Below are 25,183 nucleotides of genomic sequence, written 5' to 3'. Positions count from 1 at the left end.
CAACCTACTGTTTCATAATTGGTATGTTGTACAATGAGAGAAGAAAGTACATAACAGGTGCTATGCCGCTCTAGTATATGAGGGGGAAAAGGAAATATGAAAAACAGAGGAAGGATCGTCGCGTTTTTGCTGCTTATCGTCATTTTGGCATCAACGATATTTTCCACGACGAGTCCGATTTTAAAAGATGTCAAGCTTGGTCTTGACTTGCAGGGTGGTTTCGAAGTTCTTTACCAAGTGGAACCATTGAAAGAAGGACAAAAGATTACGGAGTCGACGGTTGCCGATACGGCCCGTGCATTGACGAATCGTATTGACGTGCTCGGTGTAAATGAACCAAGCATTCAAATCGAATCAAACAACCGAATCCGAGTTCAGCTTGCTGGGGTAGAAGATCAGAAAACTGCCCGCGAATTATTATCCACTCAAGCCAATCTTTCCTTCCGTAATGCGGATGACAAATTGATGCTAGACGGTAATGATTTGAAAGCAGGTAAAGCAAAAGCCAATTTCGATGAAAATAACAATCCTGTTGTTACATTGGAAATGAAAGATCCAAATAAATTTGGAGAAGTTACATCTGAAATTGCGGCCATGAAGCCAAACAACGTGCTAGTTATTTGGATGGACTTCATTGAAGGTGAAAACTCCTTTGCTGAAGAAGCTGCAAAACCAGAACCCGCATTTATTTCGGCTCCGTATGTTTCTAGCACAATCAACTCTTCAAATGTCGAAATTTCAGGAAACTTCACTATTGAAGAGACGAAAAACTTGGCTGGTATTTTGAACGCAGGTGCATTACCTGTTCATTTAGAGGAAATTTACTCGACTTCTGTTGGTGCGCAATTCGGTGAACAAGCGTTGGATAAAACGATATTTGCTGGAATTGTCGGTATCAGCTTAATCTTTATCTTTATGGTACTCTATTACCGTTTGCCAGGGATTGTGGCAGTTGTCACTTTGTCTGTTTATATCTTTTTGATTTTGCTAGTGTTTACATTGATCAATGGGGTGTTGACGCTCCCTGGTATCGCAGCATTAATGCTTGGGGTCGGTATGGCAGTCGATGCCAATATCATTACCTATGAGCGGATCAAAGAAGAATTACGTGTCGGAAGATCAGTTAAAACGTCCTTCACAGCCGGAGCGAAGTCTTCGTTCGCCGCAATACTCGATGCGAACGTCACGACAATTCTTGCGGCAGTCGTATTGTTCGTTTTCGGGACAAGCTCTGTTAAAGGGTTCGCAACGATGCTCATCATTAGTATCTTGGTCAGTTTCCTGACAGCGGTTTGGGGATCGCGTCTATTGCTCGGACTACTCGTTCACAGTGGATACCTCGACAATAAAGTTGGCTGGTTCGGATTGAACAAAAAACATCTTCATTCGGCAGATGAAGGCTATGAGACACTTGATCTCACAACCAAATTCGACCGTTTCGATTTCGTTCATTCAAGAAAACGTTTCTATACACTCTCTATTATCCTATTAATTGTCGGTGCGATCATGCTCGGTGTCTTTAAGCTCAACTTGGGGATCGACTTTGCTGGTGGTACACGTGTGGAAATACTTGCTGAACAACAGCTAGATGAGACGGAAGTAACGAATCTTCTTGAAGACATCGGCCACCCAACGTCTGACGTCGTCATTTCGGGCGATGCAAAGAACATTGCGGTTGCACGATATAAAGAAGACTTCACACAAGAAGAAGTCAATAAGATCAAAAAAGAGTTATCTGAAACATTTGGTTCAGAGCCGAACGTTTCAACAGTTTCCAATAAAGTAGGTAAAGAGCTCGTGCGTAATGCGATTTATGCACTGGCATTTGCGGCTCTTGGGATCATCATCTATGTAGCGTTACGTTTTGAATGGCGCATGGGTCTAGCGGCGATTATTGGTTTACTACATGACGCGTTCTTCATGATTGCCGTCTTTAGTATCTTGCGACTCGAAGTAGACATCACATTCATTGCGGCGGTACTGACGATTGTCGGTTACTCCATTAACGATACGATCGTCACCTTTGACAGAATACGTGAGAACTTGAATCGCTCGAAGCATATTAGCGAAGAGAAAGAATTGGCAACGATTGTCAATAAATCATTGCGACAGACGCTTGGCCGTTCAGTAAACACAGTTCTGACAGTAGTCTTCGTTGTAGTGGCATTAATGGCACTTGGTGCAGAATCGATTCGACCGTTCTCCATCGCATTATTGATCGGTTTACTTGCAGGTACGTATTCTTCCATCTTCATCTCTGCACAACTTTGGTTTGATTTAAAGAGAAAGCAAATTTTGAAGAATGGTGGAATAAAAGTAGAAAAAGAGAAAAAACAATGGGGCTCAGACGAACCGGTTGTGTAATACGTTTGAACCATATTCAAAGCAGGGTATACTTCGGTATATCCTGCTTTTTTGAATGGAGGAACGATCAATATGAAATTTCAGTGGACGGTTTTAGTCGGTTTGTTATTTGCTGTGTTCATTGCATTATTTGCTGTTTTTAATGTAGAATCTGTTCCAGTTAATTATTTCTTTGGCACGGAGATGATTCCGCTGGTGTTGATTATTCTTGGGTCAGCGTTGCTTGGTGTGATTATTAGTGGTTTCTTTGCTATTTATAAGTCCTACCGAAATGGACGACGTGTTAAGGAATTGGAGAAACAGTTGCAATTGAAGGAGAAGGAGTTGACTGCGCAGCGAAGGCAGATGCAGGAGATGGAGGACCGAATCGACGCGTTGATGGAGCCACCGTTAGTTGAGGCGGAGATTGTTCCGCCGCGAGAGTTGTATTGAATAGGTGTTGCCGCAGTAGGTCGCGATTGGCGACTTGTTGTGGCTTTTTTGCTGTTGTTTCTTTTAATGTGCTTTTAGTTGGGAAGTAAGAAGTGGCAGGGCGATGGCCTTCGTTGGAAAGTGTGTAGGGCAGTGCTGGTAGTTGTTTTTTATCGATTAAGTGCTTAAGTGCTTGTTGGATTATGTTTCTGTTAGGAGTGCGTAATAAGCGGAGCTGGGTTGTGATTTTGCTGGCAATGGAGGCGGGGCGTTCATTGTCCCCACTATGACGCTGGTGGATGGCTTTCGCAAGGAGCGAGACAGGAATTGCGCCTGGTTGTCTCCTTGCTTCACCTACCACAGCAGGCGCCTTCGTTAGATTGTGTGTAGGACAGTTCATACACTTCACTCGCAAGAAATAAGTGATAGGTATCACAATGTCGCTGTTTTTATTTCTGTTAGAACCGCAACTTATATCATTACCCCGCAGTAGCGCAGGCACAACTGCGGGGTAGGCCGTGGCCCTGAGACAACTGGCAGCTCTATCGCCAGCTGGCTCAGGGCTGGAGGCAATCCCCCACGTGCCTGCGCGAGTCTAGAAAGTGAACGCTCGCTAATTTTAGTGCCAGATAATCAGTCGAGCCACGTCCCCAACAAAAAGTGAGCAAGACCGGCATCCGCGTAGTCGCTCTGCCATAAGGATTTCTCTGTTGGGTAATATACAAAATTTCTTATTTTGCTAGAACCACAATCTACATCATGACCACTCAGTAGCGCAAGTACAACTACAGCACTCTCAAATTCGCAAATCCAAGCCCACTCGAGCAACAGCCTACTATGCCTATGACGCTAACTGCTATCTCTCACTCTTTATATCACTACCTCTGCAGATCTTATAGGAGGAAAACGATGCTATCCTGTTCTTACTCCCCATCTTTCCATCCCGTTTCCTTTTAGTCTCCACCCACATTAGCTATAATAAGAACAGAGGATGTGAAAGCATTGATACAATCAAAAAAAAGATGGCAAATCGATCGGCCAGATGAAGAACTCGTCAAGCTGCTAGCAAAGGACTTGAAGCTTTCTACGATGCTGACGAAAATACTTGTCGCACGCGGAATTACCACAAGCGAACAAGCAAACGCGTACTTGTATATGGACGAGTCCAACTTGCATGATCCTTATTTATTACATGACATGCAAAAAGCCGTCGATCGCATCCAGCATGCTATCGATACACAACAGCAACTTACAATATTTGGAGATTATGACGCGGACGGCGTAACAAGCGTCACGGTGCTCATGACAGCGCTCGAACGTCTCGGTGCAAAAGTGAACTTTGCCATCCCGAACCGTTTTGAACACGGTTACGGACCAAACAGCGACTTCTTTGCACAACTACATACAGAAGGCACAGAAGTTCTGATCACAGTAGATAACGGAATTTCAGGCATTGAGCAAGTTGCATTCGCGAAGTCGCTTGGAATGACGATTATCGTGACGGACCACCATGAAATGGGCGATGTCCTACCTGATGCGGATGCGGTTATTCACCCGCGTCATCCGGAAGGCAATTATCCATTCGGGGAACTCGCGGGTGTAGGTGTGGCGTTCAAACTAGCTTCTGCCTTACTAGGAGAGCCACCGCTAGACTTGTTGGAATTCGTAGCTATCGGTACGATCGCGGACTTGGTACCGTTAGAAGATGAAAATCGGTATATGGTGAAAGAAGGAATCCGCAGATTACGCCGAACACAACGTCCTGGCATTAAGGCGTTGATGCAAGTGAGCGGTCATGAGCAGAATGCTTTATCGGAAGAAACGATCGGTTTTACGATCGGTCCCCGCCTAAATGCACCGGGCAGACTTGGTGATGCTGATCCAGCGGTTGATTTATTAAAGGCGGAAGATGAGCAGCAAGCATTGGGAATTGCGGAAGAATTGAATGATTTGAATAAAGAACGGCAACAATTAGTGAAAGAAATTGCAAAGGAAGCGCAAGAGCAAGTGGAAGTTCGTTATGGCGATCATGTGCCTCACGTGCTAGTCATAGAAGGTGAAGGCTGGAATCCAGGTGTCGTGGGCATCGTGTCATCGAGACTGACGGAGAAATACTACCGTCCTTCGATCATTTTGTCGCTCGATCGTGAAACGGGAATGGCGAAAGGTTCCGCTCGCAGTATTGAGGGCTTTGATTTGTATAAGGAACTTTCGAAAAATGCATCGGTTTTGCCACACTTCGGAGGTCACGCGATGGCTGCTGGCTTGTCATTGAAAATAGAAGACGTCGAATTATTGCGTTCGAATTTAAATGAGCAGGCGAAAGAAGTATTGAGGAAAGAGGATTTACAACCTATTTTATCCATCGATGTACCACTAGCATTGGATGAAATAGATATTGCCTCTATCGAAGCGCTCGAGAAAATCCGGCCGTTCGGAATGGGATTCCCGAAACCTGTTTTCTTATTGGAACAGCTTGACACGATCTCTGTCCGTAAAATCGGTTCAGCGAAAGATCATTTAAAGCTTGAAATGGGCGATCGTAATGAGCGGCTAGATGCAATATATTTCGGTGCGGGGGCACTGGCTGACGAAATGGCACCGCAAAGTAAGCTGAGTTTGACAGGTGATTTACAGATTAATGAATGGAACGGTAATAAGAAAGCACAGCTACTTGTCGAAGATGTGAAGTGTGACGAGTGGCAGTTATTCGATTACCGTGGAATCCGAGAGCCTGCTAGATGGTTACCGATGATTCCGGATCAAGCCCAATTTATTGCGTTCAGTGAAGAAGCCATCCAACATTTTACTCCGTTCTTTAAAGACATTTCGATTGCTTTAGTTGGACGCGATACCCTTCATCCATCTTCTGCTATCGTATTGCTCGATATGCCTCAGGCAGAAGAACAGTTGAAGCAAGTGATGGGCGCAACGCTTGCTGACCGAGTGTATCTTCATCTGCATGTGCATGATTCGATGTACTTCGAAAAAATACCAGATCGCCAACAATTTGGTTGGTATTACAGCTTTTTGAAGAAACGTGAGACATTTGATATATACAATCAAATCGATATGCTTTCCAAACATAAAGGTTGGAAAAAAGATGTGATAAAGTTTATGACAAAAGTGTTTTATGAACTAGAATTTGTTACACTAGAGAATGGTAAGGTGACGATGCTTACTTCTGCCGGCAAACGAGATTTGGCAGAAGCGCCATCTTATAAAAAACGCCAACAGCAGATCAAACTAGAAGAGTTATTGCTTTATGCTCCATATCAGGACTTAAAGAATGTATTTGACTCTTTGCGTGAGACGAAAGCTGTTGAGGAGGAAAAATTGTGGACTTAAAAAAGTTTGTAACGACTGTAGACGATTATCCGAAACCGGGTGTGAGCTTTAAAGACATCACGACGATCATGGATAACGGAGAAGCATATAAGTATGCGACAGACCAAATTGTCGAGTATGCGAAGGGATTGGACGTAGATATCATCGTGGGACCAGAAGCACGCGGTTTCATCATCGGTTGTCCTGTTGCCTATGCGCTTGAAATCGGTTTTGCACCGGTTCGTAAGCCTGGCAAATTACCACGTGAAACCATCTCCGTCTTTTATGACTTAGAGTATGGACAAGATGAGTTAACGATTCACAAAGATGCTATCAAACCAGGTCAACGTGTGCTTATTGTCGACGATTTACTTGCAACTGGCGGTACGGTCGGTGCAACAGTCGAATTGATTGAGAAACTTGGCGGTGTAGTAGCAGGCTGTGCATTCTTGATCGAACTATCGTACTTGAACGGCCGAAAAAAATTGACGAATGAAAACATCAAGGCGTTAATTACGTACTGATAGGGGAATCCTTCGCTTAATGCGGAGGATTCTTGTTATATAAATATAGGCACTGGGTTTGATTCGCTTTACATATAGGTGATAATATACATATACTACTAAAAAATATTTTCTAAATATTTACGGAATAGGATGAAAGGGGTAAGTCGATGGCGAAAAATCAAGACCTGACAGAGCAAGACATATACGACCTGGTCGCCAAATATATGAACGAAGAACACGTCGACTTCATTAGACGGGCATATGAAATGGCTGAAAAGTCACATGAAGGACAGTTTAGGACTTCAGGTGAACCGTATATCAACCATCCGATTCAAGTCGCGGGAATTTTAGCGGGTCTTCAAATGGATCCGGAAACGGTCGCAGCGGGCTTCTTGCATGATGTGGTAGAGGATACCGAAATAAGCCGCGAAGACATTATTCGTGAATTCGGTGATGAAGTCGCGATGCTTGTTGACGGTGTAACGAAGCTCGATAAGTTAAAATTTAAGTCCAATGAAGAAAAACAAGCGGAAAATCATCGCAAAATGTTTATCGCGATGGCACAGGATATCCGTGTCATTTTGATTAAACTTGCGGACCGTCTGCATAATATGCGGACATTGAAGCATGTTCCGGCAGCGAAACAACGTCGAGTGTCGGAAGAAACATTGGAGATCTTCTCACCACTTGCACATCGCCTCGGAATTTCCACGATCAAATGGGAACTCGAAGATATTGCGTTGCGCTATTCCAATCCGCAACAATATTATCGTATCGTGAATCTGATGAAGCAAAAGCGGACGGAACGCGAACAGTATTTGAAAGACGTCATGAATCAGATGCGCGTCGAACTGGACGAAATGGGTATCGCCGCAGAAATTCATGGCAGACCGAAGCATTTGTATTCTATTTATCAAAAGATGGTTATCCAGAAGAAAGAATTCAATGAAATTTATGATCTACTGGCGGTACGTATTGTCGTGAAAAGCATTAAAGACTGCTATGCGGCGCTTGGAATCATCCATACACTATGGAAGCCAATGCCGGGAAGATTCAAGGACTATATCGCCATGCCAAAGCAAAATTTGTATCAATCCATCCATACAACAGTTGTCGGACCTGCAGGAGATCCACTCGAAGTACAAATTCGGACAGAAGAGATGCACCGGATTTCAGAATTTGGTGTGGCAGCGCACTGGGCATATAAAGAAGGTAAACAAGTCGCGAAACTGGCGAGTGATATTGATTCGAAATTGACGTGGTTCCGTGAAATTCTAGAAATTCAAAATGAATCGTCCAATGCTCAAGAATTTATGGAGTCACTGAAGTTCGACTTATTTTCGGACATGGTGTATGTATTTACACCGGACGGGGATGTTGTCGAATTGCCACAAGGGTCGGTTCCGATTGACTTTGCCTATCGCGTGCACTCCGAAATTGGAAACCGGACGACCGGGGCGAAAGTGAATGGTAAAATCGTACCGCTCGATTCATCATTGTCGACAGGTGATATTGTAGAGATTCTGACTTCTAAACAGTCGTTTGGTCCAAGTCGTGACTGGTTGAAATTGGCCCATACATCGCAAGCGAAAAATAAAATTCGCCAATATTTTAAGAAGCAATTGCGTGATGAGAACATCGACAAAGGTAGCGAGATGATTCAGAAGGAACTGAAAGATGAAGAGTATGATATAAAAGAAGCGTTAAGTAAAGAAAATATGCAGCGTACCATTGATAAATTCAGTTTTACTTCTGAAGAAGATCTATATGCTGCAGTCGGATCCGGTGGCATTACCGCGCAACAAGTAGTCAATCGCCTAGCTGAGCGAATGCGCAAGGAACGCGTGCAAAAAGAAACGATTGATAAAATCGTCTCGGACATTCAAACGCCAAAACCAGAGAAACAGACGGAATCCGGCGTAATCGTCAAAGACATCGACAATATGCTGATCCGTATTTCGAAGTGCTGTAACCCGGTACCAGGCGATGAAATCGTCGGTTTCATTACACGTGGCCGTGGCGTTTCCGTGCACCGTACCGATTGTCCGAACGTATTGTCTGAGCAAGGACAGCAAGAACGTATCATAGAGGTCCAATGGGCATTGCCAGACGATCAAGTTCGCAAAGAATTCCAAGTGGATATTGAAATTTCCGCATTCGATAGACAAGGTTTGCTCAACGAAGTGATGATGGTCGTCGCCGATATGAATACGCCAATTATCGCAGTGAGTGGCAAAGCGGATAAGGATGATATCGCGCATATCCATATGTCGATTAAGATCCAAAACATCGCGCATTTGCAACGCACCGTGGATAAGATTAAACAAATCAAAGACGTTTATTCCGTAGAACGGGTCATGAACTAAATAGGAGGTGTGAACATGCGAGTTTTATTACAGCGTGCGAAAGACGCTTCCGTAACAGTTGGTGGGGACATTACAGGCTCGATTTCAACTGGCTATGTGTTGCTCGTCGGCATCACGCATGACGATACCGAACAAGATGCCAACTATCTTGCCAATAAAATCGTCGGCTTGCGGATCTATGAAGACGACGAAGGGAAATTGAATCGTTCAATCACAGAAGTAGATGGCGCGGTTCTGTCTGTTTCCCAGTTTACTTTGTATGGCAACGTTCAAAAAGGGCGTCGTCCAAGCTTTATTGAGGCGGCGAAAACCGATGTAGCAGAACCTTTGTGGGAATACTTCAATGAACAGTTGCGCGGTCTCGGACTTCACGTTGAAACAGGACAGTTTGGTGCGATGATGGACGTGCAGTTGACGAATGATGGTCCCGTGACGCTGATGATTGAGTCTAGGTAAGTGAGAGTAGAGTGTATGAGCAGTTGCGGGGCTTGATTGAGCACGGAACGCGGATGTATGAGCGGATAACAGGTGCGATAGAGCGTTCGGGACGTTTCATAGAGCGCTTATGGATATCTATAGAGCGGATATAGGTTTTGTATGAGTACTTTCCAATTCCAACCAATATATATAATTCGCCAAAGAAGTTGACAGTAGTAGTGGTTACGACTAACATAGATAGTAATCGAATTAATTCATACACCAATGATGTGGAAAATACCTTTACTATAGGCTGGAAAGAGAACGGGGAACTTGGCTGAAATTCCCTGACAGAACCGTAAAGCGAACAACACCACGGAGGATTCATGCTGAAATTAGTAGGCGTGGACGGAACCGGCCGTTATCCGGATTCGAGTGGGCACTTGTGTGTCAATTTGGGTGGAACCGCGGAAGCTACAAGCTCTCGTCCCTGTTTTATTAGGGATGGGAGCTTTTTTGTGTTCTCGGAATGTTCACCCATTATCAGATCATCGAAAGGAGTTTTACTAATGAATTTTAAAGTTCCCCGCGGTACACAGGATATTCTTCCTGACGTTTCCTGGAAGTGGCAGCGCGTTGAAAAGATTGCTCGTTCGATTTGTGATGTCTACAACTACAAGGAAATCCGCACACCAATTTTCGAACAAACGGAATTATTTCAGCGCACGGTCGGCGACACGACAGATATCGTGCAAAAAGAAATGTACACATTCACCGATCGAGGAGATCGCTCAATGACATTGCGCCCGGAAGGCACAGCGCCTGTTGTGCGTTCATTCGTCGAACACAAAATGTTTGGCTACGCTGATCAGCCTGTGAAGCTATACTACACGGGTCCGATGTTCCGCTATGAGCGTCAACAAGCTGGCCGTTACCGTCAATTCGTCCAGTTCGGCGTAGAGGCAATCGGCAGTGATGATCCAGCCATTGATGCAGAGGTAATCGAGTTGGCAATGAACATTTATAAGAAAACGGGTCTTTCTGATATCAAACTCGTATTGAATTCACTTGGCGACAAAGAATCACGCGATGCACACCGCGAAGCGTTGATTGCACACTTCAGCCCAAATATTGGGGAATTCTGTTCGGACTGCCAAAACCGTCTCGAGAAGAATCCATTGCGAATTCTGGATTGTAAAGTGGATAGAGAACACCCATTGATGAAAACAGCACCTTCACTTGCTGATTATCTCAATGAAGAGTCAAGCGCGTACTTTGAGAAAGTAAAGAATTACTTGGATATTGCAGGTATCGAGTACGAATACGATCCGAATCTTGTGCGTGGACTGGATTACTATAACCACACCGCTTTCGAAATCATGAGTACGTCTAAAGGCTTCGGTGCAATCACCACACTTTGTGGGGGCGGACGTTACAATGGACTTGCTGAAGAAATCGGTGGCCCGGCAGCACCAGGTATCGGCTTCGCTCTCAGCATCGAGCGGCTTTTACTCGCACTGGAAGCGGAAGAAAAGTCCTTTACAGACGAACCTTCACTCGATGTCTACATCGTAACTCTTGGCGACGCAGCACGAGAAAAAGGCTTCGAGATTCTCGGCAATCTACGCGAGAACGGTTTACGCAGCGAGATGGATTACATGGGCCGCAAGATGAAGGCCCAAATGAAATCCGCTGACCGCTTGAAAGCAAACCACGTCATCGTCATAGGCGAAGACGAAGTGAACGAACACGTCGTCCAGCTGAAAAACATGGCGGACGGCGATCAGAAAAAAGTTACGGTTGAAGAATTGATTGGGGAATTGAAGAAGTAAGTGCATAGATAGGGTGTGGGATTTGCGCTCCAGAGGGGACGCTTTCCCGAGGGCCCGCGGTGAGCCAACCAGGTCGCTACGCTTCCTTTGGTTGTCTCACCTGTCGGGCTGATCCTCCGGGAGTCGCCCCTCTTACGCTCCAATCCTGCAAAAAGACTTTAGGTAGTAGAAAATGTTACTAAAGTCAATAAGCGAATTCTTTTACTGTTCTTGTACTTTTTTATAATACAATTACAAAATCAAATTCAAGTACAGTTACAACGTATTTCATTGTTCTAATTTGGGATTGGAGTGCAGAGCGGCGACTCCCGCGGGAATAGCATGAGCCTTGAGACCCCGCAGGTAGCGAAGCGGACGAGGAGGCTCAAGCCATGCCCGCAGGAAAGCGTCCGCTCGGAACGGAAATCCCCAACCACAACACTAATTTTACTTTCTACTTATTCTTACATTAAATAAAAACAAAAAACAAACTCATACATCAGAAGGGTAGTGTAGTCACTATGCAACGCACACATTATTGTGGGAACTTATCGGAACTACAAATCGGAGAAGAAGTCACGCTCAAAGGCTGGGTGCAGAAGCGCCGTGACCTAGGCGGGCTCATCTTCATCGACGTCCGCGACCGTGCAGGCATCGTCCAAACGGTCTTCAACCCGGACATCTCAAAAGAAGCACTCGAAATCGCTGAAACATTGCGTAACGAATACGTCATCGAAGTAACAGGTCTCGTCATCGAACGTGAAGAGCGTACAAAGAACAAAAACATTGCAACGGGTGCAATTGAAGTACAAGTGGTAGAAGTGAAAGTCATTAACGAAGCGAAAAATCCGCCATTTACAATCGAAGACGAAACGGATGTAGGCGAAGAAACACGACTGAAGTATCGCTACTTAGACTTGCGTCGCCCTGAGCTTGCAAAAGTGTTTAAAATGCGTTCAGACATTACAAAAACCGTACGTAACTTCTTGGATGACGAAGGATTCATGGAAGTAGAAACACCGATTCTAACGAAATCGACGCCTGAAGGCGCACGTGACTATTTAGTGCCAAGCCGTGTTCACGAAGGTGAATTCTACGCTTTGCCACAGTCACCACAGTTGTTTAAGCAATTATTGATGGTATCTGGATTCGACCGTTACTACCAAATCGCTCGTTGTTTCCGTGATGAAGATTTACGTGCTGACCGTCAACCGGAATTCACGCAAATTGATATGGAAATGAGTTTTATGTCAATCGAAGAAATTTTGGAACTTAACGAACGCTTGATCAAGAAAGTAATGAAAGATGTTAAACAAGTGGATGTTGAAACTCCGTTTAAACGTATTCCATATGATGAAGCAATGGGGCGTTTCGGTTCAGATAAGCCAGACACTCGTTTCGGAATGGAATTGACGGATGTATCGGAAATCGTCAAAGACTCTTCATTCAAAGTATTCGCTGGCGCAGTTGAAGCGGGCGGACAGGTGAAGTTGATCAACGTTAAAGGTGCGGCAGATAAGTATTCACGTAAAGATATTGATGCACTTGGCGAGTTTGCAAAAGTGTATGGCGCGAAAGGAATGGCATGGCTGAAAGTGACGGAAGACGGCTTCAATGGTCCGATTGCGAAATTCTTCGACGGAGAAATCGGCGAAGCACTTAAAGCAGCTGGCGACGGAGAACCTGGAGATTTATTCTTATTCGGAGCAGATAAAAAATCCGTTGTAGCCGATTCACTCGGTGCATTACGTCTAAAACTTGGAAAAGAATTAGACCTGATTGACCAGTCTCAGTATAACTTCCTATGGGTAACGGATTGGCCGTTATTTGAATACGACGAGGAAGATGGCCGTTACTACGCAGCGCATCACCCATTCACAATGCCGGCTGACGTGGAAGAATTGAAAACTAGCCCGGAAACTGTGAAGGCACAAGCTTATGACTTAGTGTTGAACGGATATGAGCTAGGTGGCGGGTCATTGCGTATTTACCAACGTGATGTGCAAGAAGCGATGTTCAAAGCACTTGGCTTTACGGATGAGCAAGCGCGCGAGCAATTTGGATTCTTGTTGGATGCGTTTGAATACGGTACACCTCCACACGGGGGAATTGCGTTCGGTCTAGATCGTATCGTGATGTTGCTTGCTGGATCTACAAACTTACGTGACACGATTGCGTTCCCTAAAACAGCTAGTGCGAGTGATCTATTGACAGAAGCACCAAGTACGGTGGATGATGCCCAGTTGAAAGAACTTGGGATTAAAGTGGTCGCTGAAGCCGTAAAAAAGTGAGTAAATAACTATTTTTTAAAGACTTTATTCAAATTGATTGAATTATAAAAAAGCGTGTGATAAGATGAGGTTAGTAGAAATCCTGAAGTGTTCGTCATTTGTAAATTAGTTTTGACCCAACATCTTATCGTCGGGAGTTCAACGTTATAGCTTGGATGACATGCCTTTAATCGGGACCTCAAAAGGGTTATACAGGACACCCACCTGCTATTAGCGGGTTCAAAGCGATATTCAAAGACGGCACAGTCGGGATTTCACTTTCTAACAACTATTCACCTTCTTGCATAAGCAAGAAGGTTTTTTACTGTCTAAAATGTAGGTAGTTGCGTAATAGCAGGTGACTGCTTTAGTATAAAGTGAAGACAATTTATGATAAAGGATGCGATCGAGATGTTACATCAATTCTCAAGAAATGAATTATCTATAGGTAAAGAAGGCGTAGAGAGAATGAAAGGAAAGACTGTTGCAATTTTAGGTGTCGGCGGAGTTGGTTCATTCGCAGCTGAAGCGTGCGCGCGGACTGGAGTTGGACGTATTATCTTGGTCGATAAAGACACTATTGATGTCACCAATATCAACCGCCAACTGGTCGCTTATTTATCGACGGTAGGGCGTTCGAAATCCGCTGTTATGAAAGAACGGATTGCGGATATTAACGCGGAGTGTGAAGTGATCGATCTACATATGTTCTACACAGAAGAAACGTCTGAAGAATTCTTCTCGTACGAGCCGGATTATGTAATCGACGCATCGGATACGATCAGCTATAAAATTCATTTGATCCAGCAATGTGTCGAGCGCGGAATTAAAGTAATTTCGAGCATGGGGGCTGCCAATAAAACCGATCCGACACGTTTCCGAATTGCCGATATTTCGAAAACCCATACGGATCCATTAGCGAAAGTGATACGTCTTCGTTTGCGCAAGCTAGGTATTCCTAAAGGTGTGCCTGTTGTATTCTCCGACGAAAGCCCGATTATTGTGCGCGAAGATGTCCTTGAAACGGTTGGAAATGCCGATGCGTCGATTCGAAAAGCACAAATGCCTCCAGCTTCTAACGCATTTTGTCCATCAGTGGCAGGTTTAATTCTCGCTAGTTGGGTATTAAATGATATAGTGGCAGATATTCCTGTAGAACGTGTCAATGACGCTAAATAAAGGAGAGGTTAACCATGGAAACGACCGAAATGATCATTAACGGCAAGCGACTTGGTGCGGATCTACCGCAAATCGAAGTAGTGAATCCTTCAACTGGTGAGACAATCGGTGCTGTACCTAAAGGTGGAAAAGCGGAAGCGATGCAAGCTGTAGATGCGGCTTCTGCGGCATTTTCAGACTGGGCAGCGTTGTCTGCATATGAGCGCAGTGCGTATTTAATGAAATGGCATGCGTTGATTGAGAAACATGAACAAAGTGTAGCCGAAATTATGACGACTGAGCAAGGCAAGCCGTTAGCAGAAGCGCTTGGCGAAATGCGTTATTCAAACGGATACATCAGCTGGTATGCAGAAGAAGGTAAGCGGATTTACGGTGAGACGATTCCCGCTACGCAATCCAATAAGCGTTTATTCGTGCAAAAGCAACCAGTCGGCGTCATTGCATCCATTACGCCATGGAACTTTCCAGCCGCAATGATTGCGCGTAAAGTGGGTCCTGCTCTTGCAGCTGGCTGTACAGTCGTAATGAAACCGGCTTCTCAAACCCCGCTAACTGCGATTCGTTTAATAGAGCTAGCACAAGAAGCAGGTATTCCAGACGGTGTGCTGAACATCGTAACGGGCAGTGCGAGTGAAATAGCAGAAGCATGGCAAGAAGACGGTCGTGTGCGCAAGCTGACGTTTACAGGATCTACTGAAATTGGTAAAACGTTGATGAAAGGTGCATCCGATACGATGAAGAAGATTTCATTGGAACTCGGTGGACAAGCACCCGCAATTATTATGGCGGATGCAGATCTTGATAAAGCAGTAGACGGTGTCATGGCGGCGAAATTCCGCAATGCAGGACAAACTTGCGTCTGTGCGAACCGCATTTATGTTCATTCATCGATTGCTGAAGAATTCACAAAGCGCATTGCAGAAGAAACGGAGAAATTGAAAGTCGGCGACGGTAAAGAAGAAGGTGTCGTAATAGGTCCGTTAATTGACCAGGATGCGATCGATAAAGTGGACGAACATGTGCAAGACGCGAAATCCAAAGGGGCAACAGTCGTTACCGGTGGTGAACATATCAAAGGTCTATTTTACCAACCCACTGTTTTGAAAGATGTAACTGACGATATGCTTTGCATGGAAGAAGAAACATTTGGTCCAGTCTTGCCGATTGCAACGTTTGAGACACAAGAGGAAGTCATCGAGCGTGCGAATGATACAGTTTTTGGACTTGCAGCATACGTCTTTACGGAGAATATCACACAGGGAATTCAGATGTGTGAAGTGTTGGAATATGGTATTGTGGGCTTGAATGACGGCTTGCCATCTGCGCCACAAGCACCGTTTGGCGGTTTTAAACAAAGTGGTCTTGGACGTGAAGGTGGACATCAAGGTATGGATGAATATCTAGAAGTTAAATATATCTCACTGGGTTTATAATTAAAGGAAGCAAAAAGGGAGAACGGTACTCTTCCTTTTTGCTTCTTTTAATTGGTTTGGAATTCGCGTAAAATGCTATTGCCGTCAAGTACTTTGAAATGTGCTGTCATCGTGCGATTTTGTACACTCTCTGCCACAACCCGATGGCCGAAATCGGGGATATAGACGCGGTCTAGACCGAAATTCACAATATAATGATCGTTCTGGCGATACTCTCGATCGGTCGTCTGCGCCAGCCAGCCCATTAAATAGACACCTTTAGCAGGTTTTTTATCGCTTAATGAAACCAATTCAGCGACACCGTCTTTTTGTTCCAATACGCCAAATACTCGTGTCTGACCGAGTTCATCTGGTTTTTTTAATGTGGTCACTAAACTAGGAGTCATGCGCTCCTTTGGTACTTTTTCGATGTCGTAGCGAAGCATGACATAATTTTCATTAGCATCTTGCTCGGTAATGGTTTCTGATTGAAGGTAGATATCCGTGCCGTCTTGAATCGTTGTGAAGTAAGGTATCGTAAGACTAGCTAATATGAGCAGGGGAACTATGAAGAGTATGGATATACTGAATTTACTATGTTTGGGTCCCATTTCGGAGTCACCGCCTATTCTGCAGTTTTCATAAAAAGTGTTCTTCTTATGTACAGATAGCATGTGCAATTTATGTGAGTTTTAGTAGTTAATTACCCAGTTTTTTTATTTAAGAAACCTTCACAATCGTTATGTATACATGGGAGTGGAATGGGTAAGGGGGAGTGATGTGCGGTTTTGATGGGGTGTTTAGTAAGGCGTGGAGTCCAAAGTGCAACACGTCTATCCTATTCACTATTTGCTAACACAAAAACTGCCACAACAAGTCGTAATGACTGTTGCGGCAGTATTTTATTAAATCAACAATCCAAATAACGAACTATCTTTGTTCACTTCTTTGTAAGGGAAGCCGTTCTTTTCCATGCGGGCAATCAGGCCGTTGTAGTCTTCTTTGTGTTTAATTTCAATTCCGACAAGCCCTGGACCGCTCTCTTTATTGTTCTTCTTCGTATACTCGAACATGGTAATATCGTCATCTGGTCCAAGTACACCATCAAGAAACTGGCGTAGTGCACCTGCGCGTTGTGGGAAATCGACGAGGAAATAGTACAGCAAACCTTCGTAAATCATCGATTTCTCTTTAATTTCCTGCATTCTACCGATATCGTTGTTTCCACCGCTGATCACACAGACGACGCACTTGCCTTTGATTTCATTTTTATAGAAATCGAGTGCTGCAATGGGAAGGGCACCTGCTGGCTCTGCGATGATCGCATGTTCATTGTATAGATCAAGAATTGCCGTACAAACTTTACCTTCAGGGACACTGACGATATTTTCAAGATAGTTATTGCAAATGTCGTAATTCAGATTGCCTACGCATTTGACAGCTGCACCATCGACGAATTTATCAATCGTTGCTAACGGTACGATCTTTTGCGCGTCGATAGAAGCCTTCATGCTAGCTGCACCTGCTGGCTCTGCACCGATCATCTTCGTATGCGGAGACAAGTTTTTGATGTATGTGCTAATTCCTGACATCAGTCCACCGCCACCGATACTTGCAAATACGTAATCAATTGGTTCTTCGATATCATTCATGATCTCAACAGCTACTGATCCTTGGCCTGCAATGATATCCTTGTCATTAAATGGATGAATGAAAATACGCTTTTCTTTTTCCATCAATTCGACCGCGCTTTCGAAACAATCATCGAAGGTATCTCCGACTAAAATAATTTCAATGCGATCGCGTCCGAACATTTTCACCATATTGATCTTTTGTTTAGGAGTAGTTTGCGGCATGAAGATCTTGCCATCAATGTCGAGTTTTGCACATGCGAACGCTACGCCTTGTGCATGGTTTCCTGCACTCGCACAGACAATTCCTTTTTTACGTGCTTCTGTTTCGATGCGTTTCATCTTATAATAAGCACCGCGTAATTTAAAGGAACGGACATGTTGCAAATCTTCCCGTTTAATATACACATGACAATCATACTTTTCCGATAGACGATCATTTTTCTGTAAAGGCGTATGAGCTACGACATCTTTCAGTAGCTGATTAGCGATTAAGATATCTTCTACTTGAACACTTGGAGTTTCCATTTTTTTCACCTTCATAACTTATCATTTAACCTCCGTTATTGAATCAACGTTTACTCATAATAACATGAAAAAAACTGAATGAACATATGAAAGTTCTAAATTGCGCATTTACTTTGAGAATAGTGACTTTATTTTGAACAATCTGGAAATGTAAGCGATTACTTGATTGGCAAGAACTTTCAATAAGTTGGATAGATCAATTTTTGTTTAATTTATATAGTAAGAGAATATATCCATATCCTACAATAGCGTTAAAAAAATAGTTTCTTGCATTATTTATTCAGAATTCTTTTCAGACCGTACACAACTATGTAGTGTTTAATTTGCAAACAGAAGGGAAAACTAATGAACAAGGAACTAACAAGCCAGAAAGGAAGCGTTTATTCATGCAGAAATGGGATAGCAGACCAGAAAAGCCAGACAATATGCAATGGACGGTGTTTGTTATAACTCTTGTCATCATCGCGGCTGTAATAGTGTATGGACTGATGATGTAAAGAAGCAAAAAATGGTATGTCACGATATTGACATACCATTTTTAATTTCATTTTTTGTAATCCCTTCATTCGTCGTGCTCTTTTGGATTCTATCGCAAAATAACACATCTCGTCTAAAAAGAGTGACAAGTCTGACGATGCTGTTATATATTAGTAGTAAGAAAAGTTGCTGTATCAGTACAGCGGATCACAAAAAACCGAATGGGGGAATGAACGATGAAAAAGAACACAGAGCAGAAAAGACAAATGGTGGAGAAAGTTTGTACGGAATGTGGGAACCAGTTCAAGGAAAAGCAAGAGTCTGTAATGTACGAATGTGAGCGTTGTGTAGGACGACATGAGCATTAATAAAGAATTCTATGCTCCCTTATATGGGGCATAGAATTTTTTTGTTCTGGGGATCATGTAAAGGAAGCAATTCGCATAAGGCAGGGATTTCCTAGCAGAAATTTTAGGAGTCTGTGTGCATACGGATTATATGTAAGTTTTAACTGAGAAACATCCCAACAGTAACCTAAAGATACATCATGTCATTTCATGCTCTTATCCGGTCTGTTAGAATGAATAGATAGATCGGGTGAGTGAATAAATCACTTGAATGTAATTAACATATATAGGGGGTATCAGGATGAATGATAAAAGAGATGTCTTAGATAGTGGTCCTTTCTTTCATGGAACTAAAGCAGAACTCAAAGTTGGAGATTTATTAGAACCACAATTTCTTTCAAATTATCAAGATAAAAAGTCCAATTACATATATTTTACTGCAACATTAGAAGCGGCTAAATGGGGCGCTGAATTAGCAAGATCTAAATCAAAAGAAAGAATTTATATAGTGGAACCATTAGCTGATTTTGAAAACGATCCAAACTTAACTGACAAACGATTTCCTGGAAATCCAACACGTTCTTATAGGTCTAAATCGCCTTTGAAAATAGTAGCCGAATTAAAGTCATGGGAAAGACATTCCGACGAAGAGATAAATCATATGCTTTCTTCATTACAAGAGTTAAAAGAAGCAGGCAAAGATGTAATATTGGATTAATCCTTAATATCTCTTAAGAGACATCCCGAAATGAAGCATAGGTAAAAGTCTGCGTTCTTTGTATGTAATCGAGAACATGGGCTTTTTTTATATCCCGAGAAAGAGTACGTTAATGAAAGGTATTATGCAGAATAAATGACATCCTTAGCCCAAGTTAAAGAACTTCCGATGATTAATGTTTTAGAAAAACTGAGAGTGGTATAGAATGATAAGATGTATTAAGTATGTTGGAGAGGAGGATGTGTGTATGGCGTACATTGGTTTATTATTCATCGCAATCTCAGTATTGATTGTCGCCATCTACCTTTCATTGTTGCTGACGAAGTCTTCGAACTTATTGCTAACAGTTATGGGAACAGTAAAAGGGGTAGAGGCAGAGCTCGATAAAAGCATTGAGCAGTTATATGGAACCTTAAATGAGACTGAACAACTGGCGACAGATGTTCAAGTGAAACTTGCTGCAACGACACCTTTATTTTCTACTATAGAAAATATCGGACGATCAAGCCAGTACTTGAGTGAAGAAGTAAACAAGCGGACAAGGCAGTTTGAAGAGGATGGTTCTCTTCCGGGGACAGAAAAGTTTGTCCAAGCCATCCAATATGGAGAGTTTGGTGCCCAAGTTTACGAATCATGGCAACGCGGCAAGGAGAGTATAAAAAATACGTAAAAGGAAATGAGGGTTGAGAATGGATCTCGTTGGAATTGGCGTCATACTTATCGGTATCGCCTTCGTCATTTTAGCTATCTATTTCGCTAAGGTATTACAACAAGTTGGAAATATTCTACAGGACGTCGACAAGACAGTAGGAGCGCTTCCGAAACAACTTGACGGCATCTTGGATGAAACAGGAAACCTAATTAAAAACAGTAATGATTCACTAGCAGACATTAATACAAAAATTGAGAATCTGACTCCATTGTTCCAAGTAATCGGTGACCTTGGAGAATCTACACACCAACTAACGTCTTCATTAGTGGACGTGTCTTCGTCTGTTCAACAAAATGGAGATCACACGGACACATCAGAGCAAAACAAGAAACTAGGTGGCCTCTACGGTTCCGCTATGTTAGGTTATTATATCTTTAAGAAGCGTAAACAATCTGTGAGTGCGGCGAAGGATCGTGCAGAGCACGCGGCCCCACGAAAAAAGTTACCAGCACCGGAAAATGCGTCCTACTAAGTACTGACAAAGACTGAAGGTCAAGCCCAATTGGGCTTGATCTTCAGTCTTTTTTAGTTCGGGGGATGTTGTGGAGAATGACTTTGATTGGAAAGTTAGAAAAGAAGTAGATTTGCGCATTAAACTAGATTCGAAGCTGATGGATGACTCTAGTGCTCAGTCAAATGTTCCAATATACAATCAGGCACAATTGCAGTATTAGGGAAGGGAGAGTAGTACATTTAAGGAAAAATACTGAATTAATTTCCCATCTCCTATCCTTTTCATTTGGGTTACTACACTTGCGACAAATTTAACAGGAGACAAACGACTTACAAGAGAAAATGAATCGCCTGATTTGTGTGATAATTAGATGGTTAAAAAATGGGTACATAGCATTTAAAAGACCACTAATTCATATGCGAATTAGTGGTCTGTTTTATGTTTTATATGAGTGGACGGAACAAGTCTTCCACTTACGGGCGCATCTTTTTAAGCTCTTTACGCTGTTGCATTAAATAAAACACCAACGTAGCTACTCCATACAACCCTTTATACTCTTTCTCGCGGACGAACTCACTCGCATTACCTACACGATCCTTAAACCGAATCGTCGTATCGAGTGCGGCATTCGTCACTTCACGTGAAGCCTCGCCGACATCTCCGACAATCTGAAAGACCGGTGTCACTTCATAAATTTGCTTGTTTACATTGCTAATTGTATCATTCGTCGTATGAAGAATTTGCTGGGTCTGACCCGTCACTTCCTCTACCGTTGACGGCAGGGCATCGGTCGTCTTCTTGACACTTTCCAATACTTCGGTCAGTTTCCCAAGTGGTTTAATTAACACGATAGAGACAATAATTAGCGCGATGCCGATCAGCAATACGCCTATACCTAGTACCCAATCCATCAAATTCACCTCTCTCTGTTATTCTGTTTCATCTTATAGTACATTTTTGACGCTACTTCAGACAATGCAGTCGTTTGCTCCATCAACTTGGCATACTTGCCAGGGGGCGCTGATACTTGATCCGCCATTTTAGCGATAGAGTTCTGCACATACTGGGTAGATTCGCGAAGTTCTTTCGCTGAAGCTGCCAATCCTTCAACTGATTGCAGTTTTGCGTTCGCATCATCCGCAATTTGGTTCGTCTGAGTCATGAGCTGATCGGCTTTATCTGTGATACCGCCCACTTTCAGTTCCACTCGTTTCATCGTTTCTTTTACATCTGTCATTGCTTCTTTGACCGCTTTGGCTGTTTTAATAATAGCAATTGCGATAACTACTAAAGCCGCAACGGCGACTATGGCACTAATATACAAGAGCACCTTCAATCTAGTCACCTCCACATAATAAGTGCGTTTCTAACTTGAACGCCTAACTTCCGTCGAAACGGGTAAACGTTCTATATCCTTGTCATTCCACAAATGAAAGTAATCTAAACACTGGTATGCTAATTAACTAGAAAAACTATATTTCTATACCTACATGGGAGTACAACACCTGAAATATGATATAATCTTCAAAACAAACATTAAAGGGGTGAAATGAATGCCTTGTAAAGGTTGCGCGATCCAGGACATTGTGTATGAAGTGTCATTTGATAAGTGTAAGCAAACAGCATTATTCGATTCAATAGAAGATCATTTGAAGCGAGTCCTTATGCTGGTGAACCAGGAAGATCAAACATTTCATGTAAAAGAACAAGGGATAAAAGAATTATACGACTTTTGTGTCGATCATGCAGTAGAAATGGATTCTATTCGTTTTCGTCTTGACCAAACCGACTGGCGGCCGCTCTCTGAAGTCATGCAAGTAGTCGAAATGCAGTGGATTGATCAAGTCATTTCAGATCAACAATTGACGAGCCATTATCAGCCTATTGTTACACCTGACCTCGAGATTTATGCGTATGAATTACTCGCGCGTTTCTATCATAAAGACGGTAGAGTGATTTATCCGAATGAAATTTTCACCGCGGCAAAAGAACGCGGTAGATTATATGCCCTTGACAGAGTATGTCGTCTGACGGCAGTCCGCTATGCAAAACATATTACGCAAAAAGCATTTATTAATTTCATTCCAACATCTATCTATTCGCCGGAGTTTTGCTTGCGATCGACGATTAATGTAGCCTACGATTTGGGAATTGACCCACACCGTTTGATTTTTGAAGTAGTGGAGTCGGAAAAAGTGGAAGACATGGACCATCTAAAAACTATTTTGGAGTACTATCACTCAAGAGGATTCGAATATGCGCTCGATGATGTGGGGGAAGGCTATAACACGGTTGAAGTGCTCTCTTTCCTTCGTCCGAACTATATGAAGCTTGATATTAAGTATGTACAAGGTGTCGCGACTGATTCCGATAAGCAACTTATAGCAGTGGAGTTTCTAGAAAAAGCGCTGGCGGTGAATTCGATTCCGTTAGCAGAGGGGATCGAAACGGTAGAAGATTTTGAATGGTTGAAAGCGAAAGGGTATCAATTATTCCAAGGCTATTTATTTGGTAAACCATCAGCCGTTCCGCAAGTTGAAATTACCATCTAGTGCAGGCGAGTTGTCGAGTACAATTCGTTTACACTGAATTTAGTTTAATGTTAAACTAAATAGGAAAAGGAGATGGTATATATGAAATTAAATAAAAAAATCGCAATGATCACAGGCGGTGCTGGCGGCATCGGATTAGGAATCGCTACAGCCTTTGTGAAAGAAGGGGCGACCGTCGCAATCGTCGACTTGAACAAAGATGCAGGCGAAGCCGCTATTGAAAAACTGCAGAAAATCTCTCCGCAATCGATCTTTCTTCAAGCGGACTTATCGGTACAAAAAGAATTACCGTCACTTGTTGAGCAAGTCGTAACAACACTCGGTAAACTGGATATTTTAGTAAACAACGCACATGCTTCACGTATGAAATCCATCGAAGAGATGACGCAAGCAGACTTAGATCTTTCATTCAATACAGGATTCTATCCGACGTTTTATTTGATGCAAGCTGCTCTTCCACACTTGAAAGAGTCAAAAGGAACCGTCATCAACTTCGCTTCTGGCGCAGGATTAAATGGCGATGTGAACCAAGGTTCATACGCTGCAGCGAAAGAAGCCATTCGCGGGATCACTAGAGTGGCGGCGAATGAATGGGGACAATACGGCATTACGTGTAATCTAATTTCACCCATTGCCAAAACACAAGGAATCGAGCAATGGGGACAAGAGAATCCCGAATATTACAAAGCAATTCTTGCGAAAAATCCACTTGGGCGCCTTGGCGATCCGGAACAAGACATCGGTCGCACCGCAGTATTCCTAGCGAGCGAAGACGCTTCTTACATCACGGGTCAAACGATGATGGTAGATGGCGGTTCTATCAAATTACGCTAATAAACTTTTACGGCTATCCTGATTTTTGGGGTAGCCTTTTTTGTATGTGGGGGTATGAGCGGGTGGGGCTGTAGATAGAGCGGCTAGCGTGTGGTATAGAGCGGATGCGGCTGTTGATAGAGCGGATAGCGTGTGATGTAGATCGGCTAACGCATGCCATAGAGCGGTGGTTGCAGATGTATGAGCGCATTCGCAACGACCTACCCATTATCTCCCCCCAATCCTCTAAAAAAGCTGCTCCATAACGGAACAGCTTTTTTCAAACGAATGTGTTATTTAACTTAGTGTAAATTTGGACTAAACTATTTCGTTCAGCAGCCGATAAATGACTGAAGAACTCCGAACGCACCTGTATTCCGAATTTCTGCGCTTCGGTCAAAATTTCTAAGCCTTCGGGTGTTATATTCCAATACTTTGTTCGACGGTCTTGTTCATCATTACGTAACGTAATATACTCGCTTTTAATGAGTTTTGATGACAAATGCGTTAATGAGGCGGGTGTGAAGCCTAGTGTCTCAGCTAAATCAGAAGGACGTTGCTCACCTTTTTTATGTAACTCTAGCAACACGAGAATATGGGAGATTCCTAGAGACAGCTTGGATTCTTGCTGGAAACGGATCAACATTTTATTTGTCACTTGATCCATCAAATGTACCAAATTGAAAATTGTCTGGTCTTCATTCAAAAAGAACACCTCCCTTTCCTTCAAAAAACTTTATGCTTATATATTATTATCATACCTATAGTATATATGAAATAAAACAGTTGTGACACGATTAACATACTTACATCTCACACAATATGTTAAAATCAAAAAGTTTTTTATTTTCTCCTTTTTAATTATAGACTGATAGCGTATGATAAAGA

General features: G+C 43.0%; 21 protein-coding genes, 1 other RNA gene and 1 other annotated feature. Of the genes, 17 read left to right on the top strand and 5 right to left on the bottom strand.

The window, feature by feature from the left end:
• Nucleotides 1-96: 96 nt before the first annotated feature.
• From secDF to CSV60_RS08510, 11 genes are all read left to right on the top strand, one after another.
• Nucleotides 97-2,364 (top strand): protein translocase subunit SecDF, encoded by a 2,268-nt coding sequence (gene secDF / locus CSV60_RS08560; RefSeq protein WP_099629837.1) that lies wholly within the window; start codon nt 97-99, stop codon nt 2,362-2,364.
• Between the two features lie 72 nt (nt 2,365-2,436).
• Nucleotides 2,437-2,796 carry a LapA family protein gene (locus CSV60_RS08555; protein WP_099636691.1) on the top strand — a complete coding sequence of 120 codons (360 nt, stop codon included), beginning with the start codon at nt 2,437-2,439 and terminating at the stop codon, nt 2,794-2,796.
• A gap of 981 nt (nt 2,797-3,777) precedes the next feature.
• Nucleotides 3,778-6,123 (top strand): single-stranded-DNA-specific exonuclease RecJ, encoded by a 2,346-nt coding sequence (recJ, locus tag CSV60_RS08550; RefSeq protein ID WP_099636690.1) that lies wholly within the window; start codon nt 3,778-3,780, stop codon nt 6,121-6,123.
• Nucleotides 6,114-6,626 (top strand): adenine phosphoribosyltransferase, encoded by a 513-nt coding sequence (locus CSV60_RS08545; RefSeq protein ID WP_099629840.1) that lies wholly within the window; start codon nt 6,114-6,116, stop codon nt 6,624-6,626. Before recJ ends, CSV60_RS08545 begins: the two co-directional genes overlap by 10 nt.
• A 149-nt stretch (nt 6,627-6,775) precedes the next feature.
• Entirely contained in the window at nt 6,776-8,974 is a 2,199-nt protein-coding gene (locus tag CSV60_RS08540; protein ID WP_099629841.1) for a RelA/SpoT family protein, read from the top strand.
• Nucleotides 8,975-8,989: 15 nt separating this feature from the next.
• A complete protein-coding gene (gene dtd, locus CSV60_RS08535) occupies nt 8,990-9,430 on the top strand; it encodes a D-aminoacyl-tRNA deacylase (RefSeq protein ID WP_099636689.1) in 441 nt (146 codons plus the stop codon).
• A 237-nt stretch (nt 9,431-9,667) separates the two neighbouring features.
• Nucleotides 9,668-9,886: a binding site (T-box leader), on the top strand.
• A gap of 74 nt (nt 9,887-9,960) precedes the next feature.
• Nucleotides 9,961-11,223: a histidine--tRNA ligase gene (hisS, locus tag CSV60_RS08530; protein WP_099636688.1), complete on the top strand. Its 1,263-nt coding sequence runs from the start codon at nt 9,961-9,963 to the stop codon at nt 11,221-11,223.
• A gap of 500 nt (nt 11,224-11,723) precedes the next feature.
• Nucleotides 11,724-13,493, top strand: a complete 1,770-nt coding sequence (gene aspS, locus CSV60_RS08525; RefSeq protein ID WP_099636687.1) for an aspartate--tRNA ligase — start codon at nt 11,724-11,726, stop codon at nt 13,491-13,493.
• Nucleotides 13,494-13,569: 76 nt separating this feature from the next.
• Nucleotides 13,570-13,750, top strand: a non-coding RNA gene (ssrS, locus tag CSV60_RS08520) — 6S RNA.
• Between the two features lie 133 nt (nt 13,751-13,883).
• Complete coding sequence (locus CSV60_RS08515) at nt 13,884-14,651, top strand: tRNA threonylcarbamoyladenosine dehydratase (protein WP_099636686.1); 768 nt, start codon at nt 13,884-13,886, stop codon at nt 14,649-14,651.
• A gap of 14 nt (nt 14,652-14,665) precedes the next feature.
• On the top strand, nt 14,666-16,084 hold the full coding sequence (locus CSV60_RS08510; RefSeq protein WP_099636685.1) for an NAD-dependent succinate-semialdehyde dehydrogenase: 1,419 nt from the start codon (nt 14,666-14,668) through the stop codon (nt 16,082-16,084).
• Between the two features lie 47 nt (nt 16,085-16,131).
• Here CSV60_RS08510 and CSV60_RS08505 read toward each other — a convergent pair whose 3' ends face one another.
• Together CSV60_RS08505 and ilvA are read right to left on the bottom strand one after the other, a co-directional pair.
• A complete protein-coding gene (locus tag CSV60_RS08505) occupies nt 16,132-16,674 on the bottom strand; it encodes a GDYXXLXY domain-containing protein (protein WP_158233165.1) in 543 nt (180 codons plus the stop codon).
• A 294-nt stretch (nt 16,675-16,968) separates the two neighbouring features.
• The gene (gene ilvA, locus CSV60_RS08500) at nt 16,969-18,237 is read right to left on the bottom strand and encodes a threonine ammonia-lyase IlvA (protein WP_099629848.1); all 1,269 of its coding nucleotides are present in this window, start codon (nt 18,235-18,237) and stop codon (nt 16,969-16,971) included.
• 698 nt (nt 18,238-18,935) lie between these two features.
• Here ilvA and yhfH point away from each other — a divergent pair.
• The 4 genes from yhfH (at nt 18,936) to CSV60_RS08480 (ending at nt 20,948) form a co-directional block, all read left to right on the top strand.
• The gene (gene yhfH / locus CSV60_RS08495) at nt 18,936-19,067 is read left to right on the top strand and encodes a protein YhfH (protein WP_099636683.1); all 132 of its coding nucleotides are present in this window, start codon (nt 18,936-18,938) and stop codon (nt 19,065-19,067) included.
• 280 nt (nt 19,068-19,347) lie between these two features.
• On the top strand, nt 19,348-19,764 hold the full coding sequence (gene arr, locus CSV60_RS08490) for an NAD(+)--rifampin ADP-ribosyltransferase (RefSeq protein ID WP_099629850.1): 417 nt from the start codon (nt 19,348-19,350) through the stop codon (nt 19,762-19,764).
• A 247-nt stretch (nt 19,765-20,011) separates the two neighbouring features.
• Entirely contained in the window at nt 20,012-20,434 is a 423-nt protein-coding gene (locus CSV60_RS08485) for a DUF948 domain-containing protein (protein ID WP_158232039.1), read from the top strand.
• A 19-nt stretch (nt 20,435-20,453) separates the two neighbouring features.
• Nucleotides 20,454-20,948, top strand: coding sequence for a DUF948 domain-containing protein (locus CSV60_RS08480; protein ID WP_099636682.1), 495 nt, complete (start codon nt 20,454-20,456; stop codon nt 20,946-20,948).
• 455 nt (nt 20,949-21,403) lie between these two features.
• Here the strand turns inward: CSV60_RS08480 and CSV60_RS08475 are convergent, their stop codons facing one another.
• Nucleotides 21,404-21,841 carry a DUF948 domain-containing protein gene (locus CSV60_RS08475; RefSeq protein WP_099636681.1) on the bottom strand — a complete coding sequence of 146 codons (438 nt, stop codon included), beginning with the start codon at nt 21,839-21,841 and terminating at the stop codon, nt 21,404-21,406.
• Between the two features lie 5 nt (nt 21,842-21,846).
• Nucleotides 21,847-22,260: a DUF948 domain-containing protein gene (locus tag CSV60_RS08470; RefSeq protein WP_233189586.1), complete on the bottom strand. Its 414-nt coding sequence runs from the start codon at nt 22,258-22,260 to the stop codon at nt 21,847-21,849.
• Nucleotides 22,261-22,483: 223 nt separating this feature from the next.
• On the opposite strand from CSV60_RS08470, the gene CSV60_RS08465 reads away from it, so the two are divergent.
• Together CSV60_RS08465 and CSV60_RS08460 are read left to right on the top strand one after the other, a co-directional pair.
• The gene (locus CSV60_RS08465) at nt 22,484-23,482 is read left to right on the top strand and encodes an EAL domain-containing protein (RefSeq protein ID WP_099636679.1); all 999 of its coding nucleotides are present in this window, start codon (nt 22,484-22,486) and stop codon (nt 23,480-23,482) included.
• Nucleotides 23,483-23,563: 81 nt separating this feature from the next.
• The gene (locus tag CSV60_RS08460; RefSeq protein WP_099636678.1) at nt 23,564-24,316 is read left to right on the top strand and encodes an SDR family NAD(P)-dependent oxidoreductase; all 753 of its coding nucleotides are present in this window, start codon (nt 23,564-23,566) and stop codon (nt 24,314-24,316) included.
• Nucleotides 24,317-24,575: 259 nt separating this feature from the next.
• Here CSV60_RS08460 and CSV60_RS08455 read toward each other — a convergent pair whose 3' ends face one another.
• Nucleotides 24,576-25,001 carry a MarR family winged helix-turn-helix transcriptional regulator gene (locus tag CSV60_RS08455; protein WP_099629857.1) on the bottom strand — a complete coding sequence of 142 codons (426 nt, stop codon included), beginning with the start codon at nt 24,999-25,001 and terminating at the stop codon, nt 24,576-24,578.
• Nucleotides 25,002-25,183: the final 182 nt, after the last annotated feature.

The sequence above is a fragment of the Sporosarcina sp. P7 genome, assembly GCF_002743425.1.
Lineage (GTDB): Bacteria > Bacillota > Bacilli > Bacillales_A > Planococcaceae > Sporosarcina.
Note: the sequence above shows the minus strand (reverse complement) of the source record. Positions and strands in the feature narration are given on the sequence as shown.